Origin of the sequence: Candidatus Desulfovibrio trichonymphae (genome assembly GCF_002355955.1) — a bacterium.
Taxonomy (GTDB): Bacteria; Desulfobacterota; Desulfovibrionia; order Desulfovibrionales; family Desulfovibrionaceae; genus Desulfovibrio; species Desulfovibrio trichonymphae.
Genome location: NZ_AP017368.1, coordinates 418,083 through 438,323 on the forward strand (window position 1 = coordinate 418,083; position 20,241 = coordinate 438,323).

At 51.6% G+C, this 20,241-nt stretch carries 23 protein-coding genes and 2 pseudogenes; 3 read left to right on the plus strand and 22 right to left on the minus strand.

The features are described from left to right. Positions 1-109 precede the first annotated feature (109 nt). Complete coding sequence (efp, locus tag RSDT_RS02050; protein WP_096399361.1) at positions 110-667, minus strand: elongation factor P; 558 nt, start codon at positions 665-667, stop codon at positions 110-112. 152 nt (positions 668-819) lie between these two features. Here efp and yihA point away from each other — a divergent pair, with 152 nt between their 5' ends. Continuing rightward, positions 820-1,473, plus strand: coding sequence for a ribosome biogenesis GTP-binding protein YihA/YsxC (gene yihA, locus RSDT_RS02055; protein WP_096400407.1), 654 nt, complete (start codon positions 820-822; stop codon positions 1,471-1,473). 23 nt (positions 1,474-1,496) lie between these two features. Here yihA and RSDT_RS02060 read toward each other — a convergent pair. The 12 genes and pseudogenes from RSDT_RS02060 to RSDT_RS02115 all read right to left on the minus strand — a co-directional run. Then, a pseudogene (locus RSDT_RS02060) lies at positions 1,497-2,390 on the minus strand (cation diffusion facilitator family transporter); the annotation flags it as partial. An 82-nt stretch (positions 2,391-2,472) separates the two neighbouring features. Continuing rightward, complete coding sequence (locus RSDT_RS02065) at positions 2,473-3,204, minus strand: outer membrane protein assembly factor BamD (protein ID WP_096399362.1); 732 nt, start codon at positions 3,202-3,204, stop codon at positions 2,473-2,475. Then, positions 3,197-4,123, minus strand: coding sequence for a thioredoxin-disulfide reductase (trxB, locus tag RSDT_RS02070; RefSeq protein WP_096399363.1), 927 nt, complete (start codon positions 4,121-4,123; stop codon positions 3,197-3,199). The genes RSDT_RS02065 and trxB overlap by 8 nt, the downstream gene beginning before the upstream one ends. Further along, the gene (trxA, locus tag RSDT_RS02075; RefSeq protein WP_096399364.1) at positions 4,120-4,443 is read right to left on the minus strand and encodes a thioredoxin; all 324 of its coding nucleotides are present in this window, start codon (positions 4,441-4,443) and stop codon (positions 4,120-4,122) included. The genes trxB and trxA overlap by 4 nt, the downstream gene beginning before the upstream one ends. A gap of 96 nt (positions 4,444-4,539) precedes the next feature. After that, the gene (gene tsaD / locus RSDT_RS02080; protein WP_096399365.1) at positions 4,540-5,649 is read right to left on the minus strand and encodes a tRNA (adenosine(37)-N6)-threonylcarbamoyltransferase complex transferase subunit TsaD; all 1,110 of its coding nucleotides are present in this window, start codon (positions 5,647-5,649) and stop codon (positions 4,540-4,542) included. Continuing rightward, positions 5,646-6,683 carry a class 1 fructose-bisphosphatase gene (fbp, locus tag RSDT_RS02085; RefSeq protein ID WP_096399366.1) on the minus strand — a complete coding sequence of 346 codons (1,038 nt, stop codon included), beginning with the start codon at positions 6,681-6,683 and terminating at the stop codon, positions 5,646-5,648. The genes tsaD and fbp overlap by 4 nt, the downstream gene beginning before the upstream one ends. Positions 6,684-6,743: 60 nt before the next feature. Then, the gene (locus tag RSDT_RS02090) at positions 6,744-7,715 is read right to left on the minus strand and encodes a hypothetical protein (protein WP_231941886.1); all 972 of its coding nucleotides are present in this window, start codon (positions 7,713-7,715) and stop codon (positions 6,744-6,746) included. A gap of 61 nt (positions 7,716-7,776) precedes the next feature. Next, a complete protein-coding gene (locus RSDT_RS02095; protein WP_096399367.1) occupies positions 7,777-8,748 on the minus strand; it encodes a tetratricopeptide repeat protein in 972 nt (323 codons plus the stop codon). Then, positions 8,732-9,055: an FtsB family cell division protein gene (locus tag RSDT_RS02100; RefSeq protein ID WP_096399368.1), complete on the minus strand. Its 324-nt coding sequence runs from the start codon at positions 9,053-9,055 to the stop codon at positions 8,732-8,734. Before RSDT_RS02100 ends, RSDT_RS02095 begins: the two co-directional genes overlap by 17 nt. Before the next feature lie 2 nt (positions 9,056-9,057). Then, positions 9,058-9,312, minus strand: a complete 255-nt coding sequence (locus RSDT_RS02105) for a hypothetical protein (protein ID WP_096399369.1) — start codon at positions 9,310-9,312, stop codon at positions 9,058-9,060. 8 nt (positions 9,313-9,320) lie between these two features. Continuing rightward, positions 9,321-9,860, minus strand: coding sequence for a CDP-diacylglycerol--glycerol-3-phosphate 3-phosphatidyltransferase (gene pgsA, locus RSDT_RS02110; RefSeq protein ID WP_096399370.1), 540 nt, complete (start codon positions 9,858-9,860; stop codon positions 9,321-9,323). 61 nt (positions 9,861-9,921) lie between these two features. Further along, positions 9,922-10,611: a protein-L-isoaspartate(D-aspartate) O-methyltransferase gene (locus tag RSDT_RS02115; protein ID WP_408606710.1), complete on the minus strand. Its 690-nt coding sequence runs from the start codon at positions 10,609-10,611 to the stop codon at positions 9,922-9,924. 139 nt (positions 10,612-10,750) lie between these two features. Between RSDT_RS02115 and RSDT_RS02120 the strand changes: the two genes are divergently transcribed. Further along, positions 10,751-12,073 (plus strand): M23 family metallopeptidase, encoded by a 1,323-nt coding sequence (locus tag RSDT_RS02120; RefSeq protein ID WP_096399372.1) that lies wholly within the window; start codon positions 10,751-10,753, stop codon positions 12,071-12,073. 52 nt (positions 12,074-12,125) lie between these two features. Here RSDT_RS02120 and RSDT_RS02125 read toward each other — a convergent pair whose 3' ends face one another. The 8 genes and pseudogenes from RSDT_RS02125 to RSDT_RS07735 form a co-directional block, all read right to left on the minus strand. After that, positions 12,126-12,419, minus strand: a complete 294-nt coding sequence (locus RSDT_RS02125; protein ID WP_096399373.1) for a YHS domain-containing protein — start codon at positions 12,417-12,419, stop codon at positions 12,126-12,128. A gap of 13 nt (positions 12,420-12,432) precedes the next feature. Further along, positions 12,433-12,951, minus strand: coding sequence for a 2-amino-4-hydroxy-6-hydroxymethyldihydropteridine diphosphokinase (gene folK / locus RSDT_RS02130; RefSeq protein WP_096399374.1), 519 nt, complete (start codon positions 12,949-12,951; stop codon positions 12,433-12,435). Positions 12,952-13,109: 158 nt separating this feature from the next. Then, the gene (locus RSDT_RS02135; RefSeq protein ID WP_096399375.1) at positions 13,110-14,705 is read right to left on the minus strand and encodes a DNA repair protein RecN; all 1,596 of its coding nucleotides are present in this window, start codon (positions 14,703-14,705) and stop codon (positions 13,110-13,112) included. A gap of 20 nt (positions 14,706-14,725) precedes the next feature. Next, complete coding sequence (locus tag RSDT_RS02140; protein ID WP_096399376.1) at positions 14,726-15,559, minus strand: ABC transporter permease; 834 nt, start codon at positions 15,557-15,559, stop codon at positions 14,726-14,728. Continuing rightward, positions 15,559-16,587, minus strand: coding sequence for an ABC transporter permease (locus tag RSDT_RS02145; RefSeq protein WP_096399377.1), 1,029 nt, complete (start codon positions 16,585-16,587; stop codon positions 15,559-15,561). Before RSDT_RS02145 ends, RSDT_RS02140 begins: the two co-directional genes overlap by 1 nt. Positions 16,588-16,598: 11 nt before the next feature. Further along, a pseudogene (locus tag RSDT_RS02150) lies at positions 16,599-17,085 on the minus strand (hypothetical protein). A 33-nt stretch (positions 17,086-17,118) separates the two neighbouring features. Further along, positions 17,119-17,277, minus strand: a complete 159-nt coding sequence (locus RSDT_RS07730; protein WP_331712862.1) for a hypothetical protein — start codon at positions 17,275-17,277, stop codon at positions 17,119-17,121. Positions 17,278-17,515: 238 nt separating this feature from the next. Beyond that, positions 17,516-17,638: a hypothetical protein gene (locus RSDT_RS07735; RefSeq protein ID WP_331712863.1), complete on the minus strand. Its 123-nt coding sequence runs from the start codon at positions 17,636-17,638 to the stop codon at positions 17,516-17,518. A 171-nt stretch (positions 17,639-17,809) separates the two neighbouring features. On the opposite strand from RSDT_RS07735, the gene RSDT_RS02160 reads away from it, so the two are divergent. After that, positions 17,810-18,559, plus strand: coding sequence for a pseudouridine synthase (locus RSDT_RS02160; protein ID WP_096399378.1), 750 nt, complete (start codon positions 17,810-17,812; stop codon positions 18,557-18,559). A gap of 3 nt (positions 18,560-18,562) precedes the next feature. Here RSDT_RS02160 and RSDT_RS02165 read toward each other — a convergent pair whose 3' ends face one another. After that, positions 18,563-20,203, minus strand: a complete 1,641-nt coding sequence (locus tag RSDT_RS02165; RefSeq protein WP_096399379.1) for a phosphohexomutase domain-containing protein — start codon at positions 20,201-20,203, stop codon at positions 18,563-18,565. Positions 20,204-20,241 lie beyond the last annotated feature (38 nt).

A 20,241-nucleotide genomic window follows, 5' to 3' on the forward strand; every position in this document is an offset into this window, starting at 1 on the left:
GCAGCCGTTGCCTCGCGGCGGTTGCAATCGGAAAAAGATTTTTGAGCAAACACTGTCAAAGGTTGATGCTCATGGCAAAATGATCCTTGCGGATCGAATATATTGTCAGTCATTCTCTTCCAATGTATTCTCTGGAACGGCTGTCCACCTTGATTTTGTCGCCGAGATTAACAAAAAGGGGCACTTGTACAGTAATCCCTGTTTCTAGGGTGGCCGGTTTTGTAACATTGCTCACTGTGTCGCCCTTGGCGCCCGGTTCTGTGTCTGTAACCTGCAGCACGAGCGTCAGGGGAATATCAATGTCCAGAGGACGCGTGTTGTAGAGCAAAACGCGGCATTCCTGCCCGTCTTTGAGAAAACCCTCCTTGCCGTCGGTAGATGAGGAAGGCATTTGTATTTGTTCATATGTTGTCATATCCATAAAGAAGAGGTCATCGTTTTTGCGGTATAAAAATTGCATGTCACGTGTTTCCAGATCAGGCTTCTCCACTTTTTCTCCTGAACGGAAGGTGATGTCCTGCATGCGCCCGGTCAGGATGTTGCGCAGTTTTGTTCGCACCATGGCTCCGCCCTTGCCGGGCTTGAAGTGCTGAAAATCCACGATCTCGTAAGGGGTGTCTTCAACTTCGATTTTGAGACCCTTGCGAAAGTCGGTAGTTGAGTACATGTTTCCTCTGCATTGCCATCAGGCATAAAAGCGGTTAATATGCGTCAGGTGTTTTTGATGAATTGTTGCAAGAGATATTGAATTTTTTATTATGAATAAAATCAGTTTTGCTGTCAATCCATGATGGCGAAGCAACAAGGTTGAGTAGTAGAGTGAAAGCAAGCCTGACTCTGGAAAACACAGCTTATACGTCTGCCCAGCAGCCCTTGATCAATGAACCGCAGATTGCTTTGGTCGGTCGCTCAAATGTGGGCAAATCCTCTTTGCTCAACACGCTGGGCGCCCGCAGAAATTTGGCAAAGGTCAGTTCAACGCCTGGGAAAACGCGATCTGTTAATTTTTTCAGAGTAATGCCTTATAATTTTTATCTTGTTGACTTGCCGGGGTACGGGTATGCTCGTGCCGGCCATCAGGATCGGGAGAAGTGGGAGCAGCTTTTGGAAGATTACCTCTCGCGTTGTGAGCATCTCAAGTCTGTCCTGCTCCTGCTGGACTGCCGTCTGCCGCCACAAAAAAATGATCTCACGCTGACATGCTTTGCACGAGACCTACGCCTTTCATTTTTGCCTGTTCTGACAAAATCCGACAAATGCAACAGACGCGAACGACTTGCCCGGCAAAAGGAATGGCAGTCACTGCTGGGGCAAGCGCCCTTGCTCACTTCGTCAGTTATGAGAATGGGCATTGATGAGCTTTGGGAAAGACTGTTGGCCACGGTGGGTGACGCTTGCAACGCACCGGTTTTAGACAGTGCAACAGCAGAAACGCCTGCCTCCTTGGAAAGCGGCCGGCCGGGTTTGTCTTGATCTGCCGCCGCACCGCAGGGTTCAACGTGGACAGTCACGTCTGAATCTGGAGATATGGCGGCCACAGCCTGTTCCGCCTTGTGCGCGAGTTTGTGTCCTTCATTGACGCTGATGTCCGGGTCAACGCCAACTGTCATGTCAACAAAGGTCTGCGCTCCGCTGCTGCGCAAGCGCAGGCGTTGCAAAGAGGTAATACCGCGCACTTGTTGGATTGCGCGAACAATGGCTGCTTCTTCTTTTTCTGAGCCTGAATCCATAAGCGTATTGATTGCCTGGGCAGCCATGCGGAAACTTGCGCAAGAAATGATCAACGCGACAATCAGCGCCGCTACGGTATCCGCCTGACCAAGAACTATGCAAAACGATTCCGGCAGCTTGAGGGCCGAAGCCAGCCAGACAGCCAGCACGCCTGTCAGGACAACAGCCGAGGAGAGGATATCCGTGGAAAAATGCAGGGCGTCCGCTTTCAACGCATGGCTTTTATACCGGCGGACAACATGTCGCAGCACATGCACGCGATTGACGTCAACTGCTATGGATATGACCATTGCGCCCACGCCCAAAAGGGAAGGCAAAGGCGGGCGGGCATTGTTGACAAGCCGTTGTGCGCCTTCGTACGCTGTCCAGGTACAGACGCCCAGCAACAGGACTGTCTCTGCCAACGCAGCAAGGTTTTCAATTTTTCCATGTCCGTAAGGGTGGCCGGCGTCCGAGGGCCTGGCAGCAATGCGCACGGCAACAAGCGTCATGCCTGCTGCCAGTAAATCAAGCCCGCTGTGGAGTGCTTCAAACAGGATGCCGAGGCTGTTTGTATACAGCCCTGCCGCCAGCTTAAGGCAGGTCAGGCCAAGAGCTGCAAACAGCGAAAAAAGCGCTGCGCTGTGTTTTGCAGCATTGGCGTTATCTTGATTATTCATAGTTCTTGGATCGACCGGCGTTGAAGCAGACAGCGGCTTTTTGCGCCGGCAAAAAAGACACAGATGAACATTTTTACATATATTATAACCAGTTAAACCATTTTCGCAATGAACCTTGACGTTGTTCACGCACCGTGTTCCCTTGTTCTTCGCAGTAATGGTAATAGGCGGCCATGCTTTTTTCTTTTGCGTGATTTGCGACATCCGGCACGTCTGTAAAATTATTCACAATAAAATCATAGCGTCGCCAGGCCGGTCCGTATTTTTTCATATGCCAGAATACGTCGGCGATATAAAGTTCATGTTCCGCCATAAGTTTACGGCATTCCAGCATATGTTCATCAGCACTTTTAACATGCTGTGCGTCCGGATATGTCTGACAAAGTCGGTTAAAATAGTCATAGGCCTCTTGTAATTCTGTCGTGGCCCTGTCAATGGAACGAAACTGCTTCATAAGGGACATGCCCGTCTGGTAGAGAACATAGGGAATAGCCTGATGACGCGGGTGAAGCGACTTAAAATCTTTATAGCTTTCGGCAGCCAGTTCGTATTCTTCATCCAGGAAATAAGCGTCCGCGAGGGAAAGCTCCGCGTCTAGGGTATAAGGACTAAAGGGATACGTATCGCGTAATTTGTTATACAACTCCACAGCACGCACATAATTTTTTTCACTCATGGCGTCGTTGGCTGCTTCAAAGATTTCCTGAGCGGTGTCTTCAGCAGGCGGAAGGTAAATCATGTCAATGATTCCACATCCGGCAACGGTAAAGATACTCATGGCAACTACAAGACAGCAGAAAAATTTTTTATACATGGAGTTGTTCCAAAAAAACGAAAGCTGCCTGGGCAGCCGTTGCGCCGTCACCAGACGCTGTAATCACCTGACGGCAGAGTTTTGAACGGATATCCCCGGCGGCAAAAATGCCGGGTATATTGGTGCGCATTTCCGTGTCTGTGGTAATAAAACCATGCGAGTCACGGACAAGGTTTTCCGGCAGACAATCCGTCATCGGAGTAAAACCCACATAGACAAATAATCCGTCTACAGACAGATGCCGTTCCTTGCCGCTGTGAACATTTTTCAGAGTCAGCCCGGTCAGAGCTGTTTCACCGTGCAGGCTGGAGATAACCGTATCGTGTAAAATCGAAACTTTGTCAGAGGCCTTTTCAAGACGTTCAAGATAAGTTTTAGCGCCTCTGAAGGAGTCCCGACGGTGTATCAGATAGACCTTGTCTGCAATTTTTGAAAGATACAGGGCTTCTTCAAGGGCGCTGTTGCCACCTCCGACAACCGCTACCGTTTGACCGCGAAAAAAATTGCCGTCACAAAGGGCACAATAGGAAACCCCGCGGCCTACCAGTTTTGTTTCATTTTCAAGACCCAGATTTCTATGCCGCGCCCCTGTGCAGACCAGCATAGTTTTGCCGGCGTAGTCATTGCCGTCAGAGCGCGCGACAAAGTTTCCCGCAGCTCCAGAGACTGATTCAACGGTGCCGGACACGCGTTCTACCGCCAGTCCATCAAGATGGGCGAGAAAGAGATCCGAAAGTTCATAGCCTTTAATGCCCTTGGGATGCCCTGGGTAATTTTCAAGGATATCCGTCATGAGTATCTGCCCGCCAGGCGTCATCTGCTCAAACAGGAGCACTGAGCAGGCCGAACGCGCAAGATACAGAGAGGCGGTGATGCCGGCAGGGCCGGCGCCGATGACAATGGCGTCATGCATTTTTATGCAAGTGCCTTCGTTTCAATCATTTCCGTCATGGCTGCCTTGGTGACGGCTCCGGTAATCTGTTCAACAGTGTCGCCCTTGTTAAACAGTATGAGTGTCGGAATCGCGCGAATGCCGAATTTTGTGGGGGTCGCAGGGTTTTCATCCACATTCATCTTGTATATGCGCACTCTGCCTTCATATTCAGCGGCAAGGTCATCAATGATAGGTCCAACGGCACGACACGGGCCGCACCAGGGCGCCCAGAAATCCAGCAGAACCGGTATGTCGGATTTAAGCACAAGATTTTCAAACGTGGCATCAGTGACCTGTTCAGCCATAATGGGCTCCTTGTCTTTTTGAATGTTATTTTAAATAATTATGCGTCCAGCTGTATGCCTGAAGGATATTTTTTTGCGTTCAGTGAGAGTAGATGTCTAATGCTCAACTGTCAAGCTGTCCGGGAAGCCGTGCCCTTGTCGTCCTGTAACGCGCCCGCAAACCATGTCGTCGGGAATTGTTTTTCCACGCGGGATTGTCTCCATGCGAAGATCATGGGAAAAGCCTGCCCTTGCAAGAAGCCGGCCCGTATAAGCTATCATAACAGCGTTGTCCGTGCACAGTGCGGGGGACGGAATCAATGCTTCTCCTCCACGCTGTTGCATGAGTTGCGTAACGCGTTCGCGCAAAAGGGAATTAGACGCCACGCCGCCCGCCAGTATCAGGGTGTGCAGCGTCGGGTATCTGTCCAGCGCGCGTTCCACCTTGGTACAGAGGGTATCCACGACAGCTAGGGAAAAAGAGGCGCAGCAGTTTTTCAGCACCGTCGTCGCGTCGGTGACGCTTTGTAGTGGACGAACGGCATTTTTGAGAGCGGGCGTTTGTTCAATATGGCTGGCTGCAGCTGTTTTCAGGCCGCTGAAACTGAAATCCAGATTATCGTTGTCAAGGTAGGGACGTGGGAAAAGATGCGGGTCTGCAGCGCCGTCAGAAGCCAGCGCGTCCATCATCCGGCCGGCTGGGTACGTGAGCCCAAGTATTTTGCCGATTTTGTCAAAAGCTTCTCCAGCGGCATCATCAAGGGTTTTGCCGAGTTGTCGGCATTGCCACGGAGATTGCATATGGTAGAAATGCGTATGGCCTCCGGAAACCAGCAGTGCAAGCGCCGGGAAATGTATATGATTATCAATGCCGACTGTGAGAAGATGGGCATGCAAGTGATTGATTCCAATAAATTTCGCACCAAGTGCAAGGGCCAACGCCTTGGCAAAGGCCACCCCTACAAGAAGACTTCCTAGGAGTCCTGGACCGCGGGCCACGGCAACAGTGTTAATCTGTTCGGGAGACAGCCCGCAACGGTGCATCAGCTCGTCAAACAGGGCGCCTATGTAGCGGCAGTGTTCACGTGAGGCCAATTCCGGCACAACTCCGCCGAAAATTGCATGCAAATCAGACTGGCTTGCCAGAACAGAGCCGATAATACCGCCGTCGTTTACGACAGCCAGCGCAGTTTCGTCACAAGAGCTTTCGATGCCAAGACAGTTCACAACGCACCGGTAAAAATTAAATCAGTTTGGGCATGGCGGTGTTGGGCATAAATTTTTTCCACAGCCGCCACGTCATTCGACGAGCCAATAAACAGCGGCGTGCGGCTGTGCAGACATTCCGGTTTGCGTTCCATAATGCGGCCTCGTCCGTCGCTGGCTCGGCCGCCTGCCTGTTCCGCGAGAAATGCCAATGGGGCGGCCTCGCACATGAGGCGTAATTTGCCTTCCGGTCTTTTGATGTCGGCCGGATACATAAAGATGCCGCCATAGATAAGCGTGCGGTGAAAATCCGCGACAAGCGCTCCCACATAACGGGACGAATAAGGCGTTCCGTCCTGTGTTTCGCAATTATGAAACCAGTCAACGGCTTCACATGTGGCGGCGCTCCAGTTTTTTCGGTATCCTTCATTGACGGAATAAATCTTCCCTTGTTCCGGAATACGCATATTCGGATGAGAGAGCAAAAATTCTCCGACGCCGGGATCCAGCGTAAAGCCGTGCACCCCTTGGCCGGTGCTGAAAACAAACATGGTTGAAGGACCATACAGGATGTACCCGGCCGCCGCCTGATTGTGGCCGGGCTGCAGCACTTCCTCCAGGCTCACTTCTCCTCTCTTACCCTCAGGACGATGTAAAATGGAAAAAAGAGTGCCTACATTAATATTGACGTCAATATTGCTTGAGCCGTCCAAAGGATCAAAAATAAGAATGTAATCGCCCCGTGGAAATTCCGGCTTGATGCGCACAAGTTCAGCATTTTCTTCCGAGCTCATGGCGCACAGGGCGCCGCAACGCTCCATGCGATAGGTCAGGATGCGGTTGGCGATCTCATCCATTTTTTGTACATTTTCGCCCTGCACGTTGATTTCGCCTGTGCCTCCAAGCAGATCCAGCAGACCGGCCTTGTTGATGCGACGGGCGATGGTCTTTCCGGACAGAATAAGGTCATAGAGCAGACCGGTGAACTGTTCGGTTGCATGCGGAGATTGTTTTTGATGCAGCAGGAGGTGTTCTGTAACTGTAATTTCAGCCATGATCTTTTCTTTATGCCCAATCTAAAGCGGGTTGTCGCACTGATCTGTCGCCCTATGCCTTTAAACAGGACGGCGTAGGGCGACAGTGGGCCGCAAATCAGTTCCGAGATCCAACCGGTCGGACGCGGCGTCAGCCTGTTGTTCAGGTTGCGCATGACTGTCCTCGGCACTGGCCTCGTCCGGCGCGGCAATAGCGTCAATGCGGGACTTGCGTTCCGTTATTGGCGGCGGCGAGAGTTTTTCAGGTTCCTTGGGGAAGAAAGGACGACCCTGTTCAGTGTCTCCGTTGCCTTCAGGAAAGCTTCCGGATTCAGGCACGGCGAAAACCAGAGGTAGATTGCCGAGATAACGCACAATATAGTAAAAAGAGCCGTTGATGTTTTTACAGATGCCTGATGAACTATTGGAGATAATGTCCGTCCAGTTGACGCCCGCAAGCGGCGTGGCCGCGTATGCGTACTTGCCCGGCCAGAGCAGCGCCCGCGGCGAGAGAATGACCATGTTCTCCGGGCTGCCGGAATATTGCGCAAGCGTGCGCATGTCAAAATGAGCCGTCACCACGCCAAGAAAGTCGACACTGTCATACAGTGGGGCAGCCAGCAAAATTTCCGGACCAAGGGGGGTGTTCTGCACGTCTGCGCGCAACGCACGGCTATTCTGCTTTTTATCCTCATAAAGGAGAGGTATGAAATCTAGATCTTTTATGGGCGCAGCCGGTTCCTGACCTAAAATGGTGCCGTCGTTTTTCACGCCGGCAAAACCGTTAAGCCAGGGGAAGCTGGTCATGAAGTTTGTTACCCAAACGCGCGTCGGAGGTTTGTCGGCATTCAGCATGACACGTTCAAGCCGGCTCAATTCCAGGTCAATGCCCACCATGCTGCTGGTCAATTCCAGAGCGCGGGGCGACAAATCGTTTTTTTCTTCGTAATCTACTTCCGCAGGAGGACTGAGATAGACATTCCAAAAATTTTTTGTGCTTTTCCAAGCGTTCTTTGTCGGCTGATAGGAACTGCAACCGGATATTGACGTCAAAACCGCCGCCAACAGAAGAAAAGAATATAAAAGTAATTTAAGCACTGTCTTCTCCTGCGCTTTAGCCCTGCGCCCTTGTTTCTACACGTTCCGCCAACGCTTCAAGCATGCTGATGAGTTTATCCTTGCCACTGGAAGATTCTGACAGATCAGAGGATTGCGTCTGATCCGTCGTCGGGGCGTTGCCGAGTTTTGCATTCAGGGTGGCAATGCGCTGGTTCAGATCGGCGTTTTCTTCACGGGTAACCGCAGATGCCGCCAATTCCTGATAAATGTCAAGAGCGCTTTTTATGTCGCCCTGTTCGGCCAAGACTTCCGCCATTGAACGTGTCCGGAGTGAAAAACGTTCCTCTGTGATATCCATTTCTTCTGTCAGCAGTATATTGTCCGGCAATGCGGATGCAGACGGTGATTTTTGCTTGGTCGGCGGCGCTGCCGCATCTGCGGCTGGCAGTTGTGCGTCAGCCGGATGAACAGCAATCTCAGGAGTGGTTTCCGCAGGTGTGACAGGCTGCTCCGCGGCGAGTTCAGGCCCCCCGTCAACGCTGTCGGATGGTTCAGGGGGCAATGGCGCCGTAACGGTCTTGAAAGCAGCGTTTTCAGCCGTTGTGTCGGGTTCGAGCTGGTTCAGTATAGCGGCGATGCCGCAATTGAGCACTTCATGCAGGGAAAGGTCGTTGTGCTTGAAATGGGCTGCTACAAGACGCAATACGGCGGCGACATCGCGAGAACCACCTAATGAGGAGAGGCATGCTGCCCATGCCTGCCAAAAATCTGTATAGCCGGAGAACACCCTGCTGATTTTGTTGACCTGCTCCATGCATGCTGGGCGGTGACCGGCCTTGTAGAGCAGTTCAATAAAAAAAAGGCGCGCTTCAAGAAATTCGGGATGTCTTTCCAAACCGTGTTTCAGAACATCTGCAGCTTCGTCAGGACGATTATCTGTCGCCAGCAGCCGCGCCAGTGAAAAAAAAACCTTGGAATTCGGTTCCAGTTCCAAGACTTCTTGATACCATTTAATTTTTTCCGTCATCGCGTGTGGCTCCCGAAGCGCTTTTTGTTGCATCTTCAAAAAGGTACAACACTTCATTTTCATGCACATAATGCAGATACTGACGAATCATTTTTTCTATGTACCGGCTGTCGGTCTGCAACAAGCGGATTTCACGGCTTACTGCCAGATTTTGCGCATCAAGCTCGCCAAGTTGTTTTTGCAGTTCCGTATGTTGGCTTTTGAGCTCACGGTATTCCAACAGTCCGGTATTGCCCCAGATCATACGACAAAACAGGACAACATTAATCAGACTTAATGCGACAAGTATGAAAACACGCCAGACCATGGCTACTGTAAAAGACGTTTTTGTTGCGGTAATCCTTTATTGGAGAGCCTGATCTCCGCCAGAAAGTTGGCGGTAGCGTCTTCAAGCCGTTTGACATCGTCTTCCGCCAGCATCATGTTGTCAACCTGTTGTAAGTAATTTTTCAATGCTGTAAGCTCGTTGTTGAAATGGGAACCTAAAAATTCCGCACTCAGGTCCGTCTCCAGCTCCAAGATGGTTTGAATGCAGTTTTTGAGGCGGATTTGCAGAGTGCTCAATGGAGGTCTCATTGCTGTATTTTTTTGTAAAAATCATAACAGTAGTTGGCGCCGGAAATGATGGTCATAACCAGGGCGGCATAGAGCAGAACTTCGCCCATCGGCCACAGTTTCACGTCCATTATGGGATAATGCAATATAAGCGGCACGATAGCAATAATTTGTAACACTGTTTTTGCCTTGCCAAATTTGTCCGCAGCAAGATAGATATCGGCATCCTTGGCCATGGCTCTCAAGCCTGTCACCACCAGTTCGCGGCAGACGATCACAATCACTACCCAGGTCGGCACCCAGGCGAGTTTGACAAACATGATCAGCACAGAGCATATCAACACCTTATCCGCCAGTGGATCTAAAAATTTGCCCATGCAGGTGACCATTTTTTCGCGCCGGGCAATATAACCGTCCACCCAGTCCGTAATTGAGGCAAAAATGAAGGCAATGGCAGCCAATATGCAAAATATAGGGCATTCAAAGTAAAGCAAAGTGACTACAAGGGGCGTCATCAGGATACGTAACAAAGTGATTTTATTTGCAAGATTCAACATTTTATTTTCTCGGACGATCCTGTAATAATTTTATCCGAACGGCATGAGGCCGCCGGAAGAGTCACCAGCCGTGATCGCCTATCAGATCAACAAAAATAACAGGTTCCAGCGTTTCCGACTCAACACGCCCCTGCCGTTTGCGCAGACGCATTAAATATTGGCGCGGTCGCATGCCGACAGGAATCAGCAAAATACCGCCTTCTTCAAGTTGATCCAACAGAGGCTGCGGTGTCTCCGGGCTCCCTGCCGTTACGATAATTCGTTCAAAAGGGGCGGCGTCGGGCATCCCAAGCGTGCCGTCACCCAAGTATGTGTAGATACCGCGAAAGGGCATTTGGCGCAAGAGCGCGCTGGCATTCAAATACAGTTCACGCAAACGTTCTATGGTAAATACAGTGCAACCCAGCGCCGCCAGCACAGCTGCCTGATACCCTGATCCCGTGCCCACCTCAAGGACGCGCAAGCCCTGCCGGACTTCAAGAAGCTCGCTCATCAACGCTACAATATATGGCTGCGATATGCTCTGGCCGCACCCGATTGGGATGGGGGCGTCCTGATATGCCTGAGCTTCAAGCGCATCCTGTATAAAGAGATGACGGGGCACGGCCGCCATGGCTTTCAGTACGTTCGGATCGCTGATGCCTTGCGCCTCAAGCTGGCTGACCATGCGCCGGCGCAAACGTTTGGGATCGACGCGAAAGGTCTGAGGTTCAGTATGGCCGCATTCTGTGGAGTATTTGTAAGCCTGCATCCTAATTAGGATAAGGAACAGATTATCGGGGACAAGTCAATGTGCGCAAGCGCTTATGGGCGGATAAAATCAGGAGTTTTTCTTGAAAATCTACGCATAATATGCAACCATGACTCATAGATGAGTAAGAAGGGAACAAATGCGCAAAAAAAATATGTTTTCCAGCCTGTTGGGATTACTGATTATCACCGCTCTGGCGGCAGGCGGCTACACTTTTTTAAAGGACATGGACGGGCCGGTTGTAGAAGTTGCGCCGAATACCGGCAGGGTTTCACCGGCAACTATATTGCAGGTATCCATGAGTGACCAGTCGGGCATCCGTGCGTTGTCTGTGGGCATCCGTAAGAATAATGTTATCAATATTATTTTCAAGAAGCATTTTGACGCCTATCATACACAGCGCACTGTTGAGGTGCCGCTCAAAAATGCAAATCTCCGCGAAGGGGCGTTTGATCTTGAAATCCGCGCTACGGACAGTTCTCTTGCGGGCTTTGGGCAGGGGAACACCCGGACTGTACTGCTGCCCATGCGTCTTGACATGCAGCAGCCGCGCATCTCTGTCAAAAATTTGCCGCCGAATGTACATCGTGGCGGTTCGGCAGTCATTCGTTATACTGTTGACGAAGAAGTTACCAGCAGCGGCGTTCTTATAGCCGGGTATTTTGTGCCCGGTTTTTTGCAGAAAGACGGCAGTTATCTCTGTCTGTTTCCATTCCCGTACGCCATGACGGCAAAAGACTTCAAGGGTGCTGTTGAAATAAGCGCTGCAGATCTCGCAGGCAATGTTACCAAAAGCAGATTGACGGTCATGGCCTATGAGCGGAATTTTAAAAGCGACACGCTGGAGCTGAAAGACGATTTTCTGGACACTGTGCAGAACAAGCTGCGCAGTCTGGCGCCTGACGCGACCAGTCCTCTGGATTGTTATCTGTACATCAATAATCAGGTGCGAGCCGCCAATGTGCAGACGTTGCGCGAAATAGGAAAAAATACAGCGGCAGCCATGCTGTGGAGCGGAGCATTTCAGCGTTTGCCGCGTTCTGCTTCAAGAGCCGGTTTTGCGGATCATCGCTTTTTCACCAGACAGGGCAAACTGGTCGGCGAGTCTTTCCATCTCGGCTTTGATTTGGCTTCAGTGCGCAATGCTGACGTGCCTGCAGCCAACAGCGGACGTGTTGTGCATGTTGGTAATTTGGGGATTTACGGCAATATTGTCGTCGTCGACCATGGGCTTGGCCTTATGTCGCTTTATTCGCATTTGAGCGAACAGCTTGTCAAAGTTGGAGATATTGTCGCCAAAGGGCAGACGATCGCCCGAACCGGCAGCAGCGGTCTCGCCTTTGGCGATCATCTGCATTTCGGCATAATTGTGGGCGGTGTGGAAGTGACGCCCTTGGAATGGATTGATCCCAAATGGATGCGCGATAACATTGCCGGCAGAATCAACGCGGAAACGCATTAACGCAGAGGCGCGGCCTGCTTTTGAAGCCGGACGAGTTCAAAATCAGTCTTGCTCAGTCGCGCGGCGGCAACTCTCTGCCGCCTTCTTCCAGATGCTGCAAAAATTTGTCACGGCACTCATAGCTGCAAAAACGATATGTTTTTTCGCCGTCCCGAACGGCAATATCCGCATCGGCTGCAATATAGGAACCGCATTCAGGATCTTTCACCATCTCGCCGGCGGCTACTTTTCGATTTATACCGGCAGCGCTTTCTTCTTGGCTGTTTTTCTTCTTTTTAAGCAGGTCACTTGCGAAAAGCCTGTATAATAAATATATTGCCATGACCAGCATAAGCCATTTCCACATTGCGCGGCTCCTTTCATTGAAAAATTTTGTTGCCCTCCAGCTGATAGGCGAGCTGTTCAAGCCAGCAACGCGCTGGCTGCCCTTCAATACATATTTCGGGCGCGAGATCCAGAAGCGGAATGAGCACAAAGGCGCGCTGCAGCATGCGCGGATGCGGCAAGCGACAGTTTGCGTCGTCTGAATGTTCCATGCCGTAGAGGAGCAGGTCTGCGTCAATGGAGCGCGGGCCGTAGCGCAGTACATCTGTTTCAGGGTTGCGCGTTCGTCCCAGCGCAAGCTCCATTGACGACAGCGTGTCAAGCAGACGCCGGGCATTCCAGTCCGCCCCCGGCGCAAGCGCGACAACCTGATTCAAAAACCAGGGCTGCTCAGTAAATCCCTGCGGCTCTGTTAAATAAACAGGCGATGCCGCCGCCAGACGAATATCCGGCAACAGATCCAGACAGCTGCGAGCCTGACTGATCTTGTAGGCCGCATTGTCGGCGTTGGAGCCAAGGCAGACATATGCCTGAATGTTCTTTGTCGAATTCATGAAGCCGCTTGCCTGCTGTTTGCTTCAGACGGAAGCCTGTTCGCTAGTACTGACATAAGAACCTCGCTGTTGGTTGATCTGCAGGCGAAGTATGCCAGAAAAATTAAGTCCGGACATCTACAGACAAAGTTAAGAAAATTTTTCAAAATGAATCTGCTCTATGTTTGCAAACTCTGCGCAAGAACTGCTCCGTGCTGGCCGCCGCCGGCCATTCTTGAGAGTTCGGCAAGACGTTCCTCCCCATTGAGCTGTGTGCAGAGAGTAAACGTGGCTGTGCCGCGAACTTCTTTGTTTACCTGAAAATGTTTTTTTGCTCTTGAAGCCAGCTGCGGCCAGTGGGTGATAAGTATCATCTGATGTTTTTCCGCAATGGCATTCAGTTTTTCAGCGATGTTGTTTAAAATTAGGCCTCCGACGCCTGCATCCACTTCGTCAAAAATATAGGTGGCGCTTTCCGTGCCCTGACGTACCCTGACAAGGGCCAGCAAAAAACGTGAAAGTTCCCCGCCGGAAGCTATGCGGTCAAGCGGTTGAGGCGGCTGGCCGGGGTTTGGCGCCCAGAGAAAGCGCACACTCTCATCGTTCACGCCGCTCCATATTTCCTGTGGAAGAAAATCCGGTATCACCATGACGTGATGAGAGAAGCCGAGTTCGCGCAACTCGGCTTCAAGCCGGCCGGCAAACAGTTTCGCTGTGCTGCGTCGCAGTGGGATGACGACATCAACGACATCTTTGAGTTTTGTTGTCAGAGCTTTTTCTTCTCGCAGGAGGCGAGATATGTCCAGAGCACAAACGTCTAGAAATGAAAGGGCATCTGTGATGTCTTTCCGCAAGACAAGAATTTCCGGAAGAGTTTTGCGCAATTTGCGCCTGAGTTGGGCCAGAGCAAACAGGCGTTCCTCAACGCGGTGCATGTTTGTTTCGGCAACTTGCGGTGGGGGAGGGCGCAAGCGACAGCCCAAATGCGCAAGCTGTACACGCAGGGCTGATACCGCGTCAGCTTCGGGCGTAAGTGTTGTGTCAAATTCGCCTATTTTTGCGAGAAGCTTTTCAAATTTGTCGAGCAAATCCAAAAGTCCCGTTCCGTCTTCGCCGTGAAGCAATGCAAACGCCTTCTCATAATTTTCACACAGATGCGCTGAACTGCGCATTTGAGCGCGCAAGGCTTCCAGACGTTCTTCTTCATTTTCTTTAGGTGATACTTTATCTATTTCCTGCTGCTGCATTTCCAGCAGATCGCGCCGCGCAGTCATCTCCGCCTGTTTTTCAAGCAAGGCTTTGCGTTGAGCCGCAATATCCGCCAATGAACGGTACAGTGCATCGCGTTTGTGTAAAAGTTGAGGGTCCGGCAGGGCACTGTCTATCAATTTTGCCTGAAAAGAGGGTTTTAAAAGCTGTTGCTGCGTATGCTGACTGGTATGCGAGACAAGGCGATCCCGCAGCTTGCGAAGTGTTTCCTGTGATTTCAGCGCATCGTTGACGTACAGACGGCTGCGGCCTGTTTCAGCTGAAAGTTCACGCCTGATCACAATATCGTTGTTTTCAAGTGTGAAAAGTGCCTCCACCTGAGCGCGCAGAGCGCCGGGGCGCACCATATCGCACGACAATCTGTCTCCCAGCAAAAAACCCAGGGCCTTGAGTATGAAACTTTTCCCGGCACCGGTTTCTCCGGTCAGCACATTCATGCCGGCCGAGAATTCCAGTTCCATGTTTTCAATAAGGGCCAGATTGCGTATACGCAGATATTCCAACATTTGGGAGCAATTTATTAATGTTATTGTTTAAGATGCGGATCCAATATGTCACGCAAGCTTTCGCCGAGCAAATTATAGCCCAGCACTGTTATCAGGATAGCCAGCCCCGGATAGACGGAAAGCCAGGGCGCGCTTTCAATGACCGACTTTCCTTCCATAAGCATATTGCCCCAACTGGCTGTGGGGGGTTGTACGCCGAGTCCCAGAAAACTCAAGCTTGATTCTACCAGAATGGCGCCTGCAACACCCAATGTGGCGGTGATCAATACCGGCGCAAGAGCATTTGTCAGGATATGCCGAAACAAAATTCGCCGCGTCGGGTTGCCGGCAAGCCTGGCGGCGGACACAAATTCACGTTCGCGCAAGCTCAACGTGTCCGCTCGTACAAGACGGGTCACGCCCGTCCACGATGTCAGACCGATGACAACCATAATATTTGTCATATTCGGCTCCAGGAAGGCAATGACGGCAAGAATCAAAAAAAATGACGGGAAACAAAGCATAATATCAACCATGCGCATAATGACTTCGTCAGCCCAGTTTCGAAAATATCCGCTGACAAGGCCGAGGGCCGTGCCAATGCTTGTGGAAATGCCGACAGCCACAAAGCCCACCCATAGTGAGACGCGTCCGCCGTACAGCATACGTGAAAAAACATCGCGGCCCAAACGGTCTGTTCCGAACCAGAATCTGGAACAGGGGGCTTGCAGGATATTGTCAAGATGTTGTGCCGCGGGCGTATACGGCGCCAGCAACGGCGCGCACAATGCCGCCAGCGACATTGTCAGCACAATGGCGAGACCGAGCAGCAGCATAAAGTATGACCCGGAAAACCTGCCGAAAGCGGGCGACATCAGTCATGGCCTTTTGCTGAGCGAATGCGCGGGTCTGCAAGTCCGTAGCAGAGGTCAGCCAGCAGATTGCCGGCCAGGGTGAGCACAGCCCCGAGGACAAGATTGCCCATAATCATGGTATAGTCACGGGCCATAACCGCAGCGTAAAACAATTGTCCAAGGCCCGGCAGGGCAAAGATGGATTCAATAATGACGCTGCCGCCGATAAGTCCCGGAACGGAAAGACCGAGCAGGGTAATTATCGGCAAAAGGGCGTTGCGCAACGCATGACGCCAGATGACTGCATGGTTTGACAGGCCTTTTGATTTTGCTGTGAGTATATAATCCTGCCGCAGCACCTCAAGCATGCAAGCTCGCATATAGCGTGATATGCTTGCGAGACCGCCGATAATATAGACGAGCAGCGGCAAGGCGAGATGACGGGCCATATCGCACCATTTGCCCCATAGGCTTAATTCGGCATAACCTAGGGATGTAAGGCCGGAAACAGGCAGCCATTGCAGTTCAATGCCGAAAAACATCATAAGCAGTAACGCCAGCCAGAAGGAAGGCATGGCAAAGCCCAAAAAAACAAGTATTGTCACTGTGCGGTCCAGGAGGGAATTTTGTCTGCACGCCGTGGCAATGCCCAGAGGAACAGCGATAATCAGGACAATAATCAATGAGATGAGATTGATGCTTACAGTGAGCGGCAGACGCTCCATAATTTTTGTCAGCACCGGCCGCGCGTCTGCGGACATCGAATTGCCGAAATCAAAGTGCAGCAAACGAAACAGCCAATCCAGGTATTGTATATATAATGGCCTGTCAAGACCATACAGTGTTTCGAGTTGTCGGCGCGCGGCTTCGCCGGCAAGCGGATTCAAAATGGTTTCCATGTCTGTTGGTGAACCGGGGGCAAGATGTATAACCCAAAAACTGATCAGGGTGATGCCGAGGAGCACCAGGAAAAGCCAGATAGTTTTATGGGCAAGCCTCAGGAGAATATCTGAAAAACGGCTGTGAGACAGAACGGATAAACATGTCATGCCGAACAGCTCTAGTCCAATCTTGTCAGCCAATGACCGATATGGCTCACTTCGTTTTGCCAGTCTGCAGAGAGACGCAATTTCAGAAAACGCTTATACAGGCTGTCAAGCAGGTCCACGCAGATTCCCAACAGATAAAATTTTTTCAGCTTTCGGCGTTTTAAGGCCGGCAAGAGAAAAATCTTCCGCTTTCATGGTCAGTTGAAAAGCCAGTTCGTCTTTTTCCAGACGAAGCAGCGCCCGACTCACTTTTTTGCCGGTACCCAGGCCGAAGCGGGCTTCGCGCAATGGTGAAAAAGAACCTGAAACGGAAGCCGTTTCGCGGGATTCTCCTTCACCGGCCTGGAGGACTATTCGCTGCTCCATGGAAACCGAAAAGGGGGCGCCGTTTTTGTCTGTAAAGGCGCCCGGCGTTGTGTCGCTCCGGTACCAGAGCCATGTCAGAAATTCCCGGCCAAGAACGGTATCTGTGGATTCCGTGAGAGAGAGTTTATCCATAGCGTGAACGCGTCCCCATAAAAATCAGAAAAATCAGACAGTTGAGCGTGGCGCAAAATCTATTGCATCAAGCTGATCAAGGCAGCGCGCGCCTTCCTCGTTCAGCATGGAAGCCGCCAGAGTATACGGCGTCATTTGTTCCAGGTGCAGTTCAAAGGTTTTTAAAAATTCTTCGAGAAACATGTCAATCATATTGCTCCGTGGAGGCAAGCACATTCAATCCACACGGCACAGGGAGAAAATGGCGCCGAAGACGCAGTTGAACCTGCTTCCTGATTTTTTTTCCGTTCACGAGAAATAAAGGTCTTGTCCTGAATGCGCAAACGTTCTTTTTCTTCCCGCAATGCCAGAGCAAGATGTTTTTTGCGGAATCCGCCGTCTGTCAAGCCTTAATAAAAAGACAAAACAGGTCGCTTTGCCCGGGGGAGTCTCATTCCATATCGCGAAAGGCAAACTTGCGCAGCCTGTCCGGAATCTCAGACCAGAGCGTCTCCGGCGCGCGGTCAAGAATACGGAAGCGGGTGAAGTTGTACGTATTGTTTGCAAAGCCCATGATAACTTCAAGAAGTATAAGCTAACCGCTCCTGTCTGACAAGCTGATTTGTCACATAATGATAATTATGTAAACTTTTATTAAATAACACCATCTGGGCTCAAGTCCGCTTGACGGGCGTCCGTTCTTCACTCACCATGTTTTTCAATCAACTTCATTGTGGAACATATCGTGTCGTTAGAGAAAAAAAACGGAACGCGTCTGAACAAGGCTGTTGCCCGGACGGGTTACTGTTCACGCCGCAAGGCGGATGAACTGATTTTTGCAGGGCGTGTGCTTGTGAACGGTTGCGAAGAAAAAAATTTCGGGCGGCATGTTCTGCCGGATGACGTGATCACGGCAGATGACTGTGTTCTGGATGCAGGCAAGCCGCGCTTTTATCTTTTGCTGAACAAGCCGGTGCAGGTTGTTTGCACCATGCATGACCCCCAGGGGCGGCCCACCGTTGTGGATTGCCTTCCGCAAAATCTTGCTGATCAACGGCTCTACCCTGTCGGACGTCTGGATTATTTTTCAGAAGGCCTGCTGTTGTTGACAAATGACGGAGAACTTGCGCATCGTCTGATGCATCCCGGACATCATCAATTAAAAAAATACGCGGTTCTTGTTCGCGGCGAAGTAAATCCCGCCTCGTTGCGGGCAATGCGCTCGGGTATGCGTCTGGCCGAAGGAGAGAAAATTCTGCCTGTGGACGTTGAACAAGAGGTCTCGGGCGGCGGCAATACATTATTGACAATGTCGCTCGGACAGGGGGTGAACCGTCAGATCCGTCGGATGTGCCGGGATTTGGGCTTGACCATACTGCGCCTGAAACGCACGGCTCAGGGTATATTGTCCCTGGGGGATCTGCCTCCGGGGCATTCGCGGCTTTTGGACAGGAGTGAGGCGGCCGCGCTCAGAGAAAGCGTCAGTCTGACGTAACCCTCACGGGTGTAGTTGCTCCAGAAAGGTGACGGCGTCTTTTTGCAGCGCGCAGAGGTGTTTTTCTCCTTTAAAACTCTCTGTATATACTTTGCAGATTGCCTCAGTTCCCGAAGGGCGCACCGCAAACCAGCCCTCCTCGCTTGTCACCTTGACGCCGCCGAGAGGCGCATTGTTGCCGGGCGCACTTGTCAGAATCTGCGTCACGGGGGCGCCCCCCAAGGTTTGCAAATGCACCATGTCAGGCGACAAAGCGTCAAGGGTCTCCCGTGTGTGCGTGTCGGCGGGCGCGTCGAGCCGCTGGTAGACCGGGGCGCCGAGCTGCTCAGTCAGCCTGCCGTAAATCTCGCTCGGCGAGACCTCTTCCTTTGCCATAATTTCTGCCGCCAGAAGGCACAGAAGCGGCCCGTCCTTATCCGTGCTCCAGGGGGAGCCGTCGAAACAGAGAAAAGAAGCCCCTGCGCTTTCCTCACAGGCAAAGCCGCATTGCCCGGTCAGCAGATAGCTCGCAAACCATTTAAAACCAACTGGCACTTCTACTATCTTGCGGGACAAAGCCTGCCCTACTCTGTCCAGCATAGCGCTGGTGACCAGTGTTTTGCCCATGCCGCAGGCGGCAGGCCAGTCTCTCCGTGTCCGGAACAGGTGCCAGGCGGCGACTGCAAGATAGTGGTTGGGGTTCATGAGCTCCCGGCGTGTGACAATGCCGTGGCGATCAGCATCGGTATCGCATGCAAAGGCGAGATCAAAGCGTTCACGCATTTCAAGAAGACAGTTCATGGCATACGGCGAAGAACAATCCATGCGGATTTTTCCGTCTTTGTCGCACGGCACGAAACGAAAGGTCGGATCCACCTGCTTGTTCACTATGGTGAGGTCAAGACGGTAGACGGCGGCGATCTGTTCCCAGAGCGGCAGGCTAGCGCCGCCGAGGGGGTCTGCTCCCAGCTTAAGACCGGAGGCGGCGATAGCCTGCATGTCAAGAACTTTTGAAAGGTCTTGGACATAATCATTGATAAAGTCACACTGTTTTACAAACGACGAATGCAAAGCTTCATGTAAATGTTTAAGGTTTATCTTTTGATTGCCGTTCTCCAGATATACATTGGCTTGGTTTTGAATCCATTCCGTAATTCCGGTTTCAGCCGGGCCGCCGTGCGGCGGGTTATACTTGAATCCGCCGTCGCCGGGCGGATTATGGGAAGGTGTAATAATAATACCGTCGGCCAGTCCTCCGGCGCGGCTTTTATTCCAGTTCAAAACAGCGTGTGAGATGACGGGGGTGGCTGTAAAGCCATCGTCTTCGGCAATGTGCGTCGTTACACCGTTGGCCGTAAGCACTTCAAGGGCGGAGCGGAATGCCGCCTCAGAAAGCGCGTGTGTGTCCCGCCCAAGAAACAGGGGGCCGTCAATGCCCTTTATTTTTCTGAAATCACAGACAGCCTGCGTAATGGCATAAATATGCTCCTCATTAAAAGTTTGCAGACCAGGTGAGCCTCTGTGGCCGGATGTGCCGAAGGCAACCCGCTGGGAGGAAACTGCCGGATCAGGAAATTCCGTATAGTATGCACTCATCAGTTTCGGAATGTTTTCCAACCGTTCAGGGGGTGGCAGCCGCCCGGCATCGCTGTGCACAACAGACATGGGAACCTCGCAGTGCAGGCTGCGGTTGTTGAGGATAA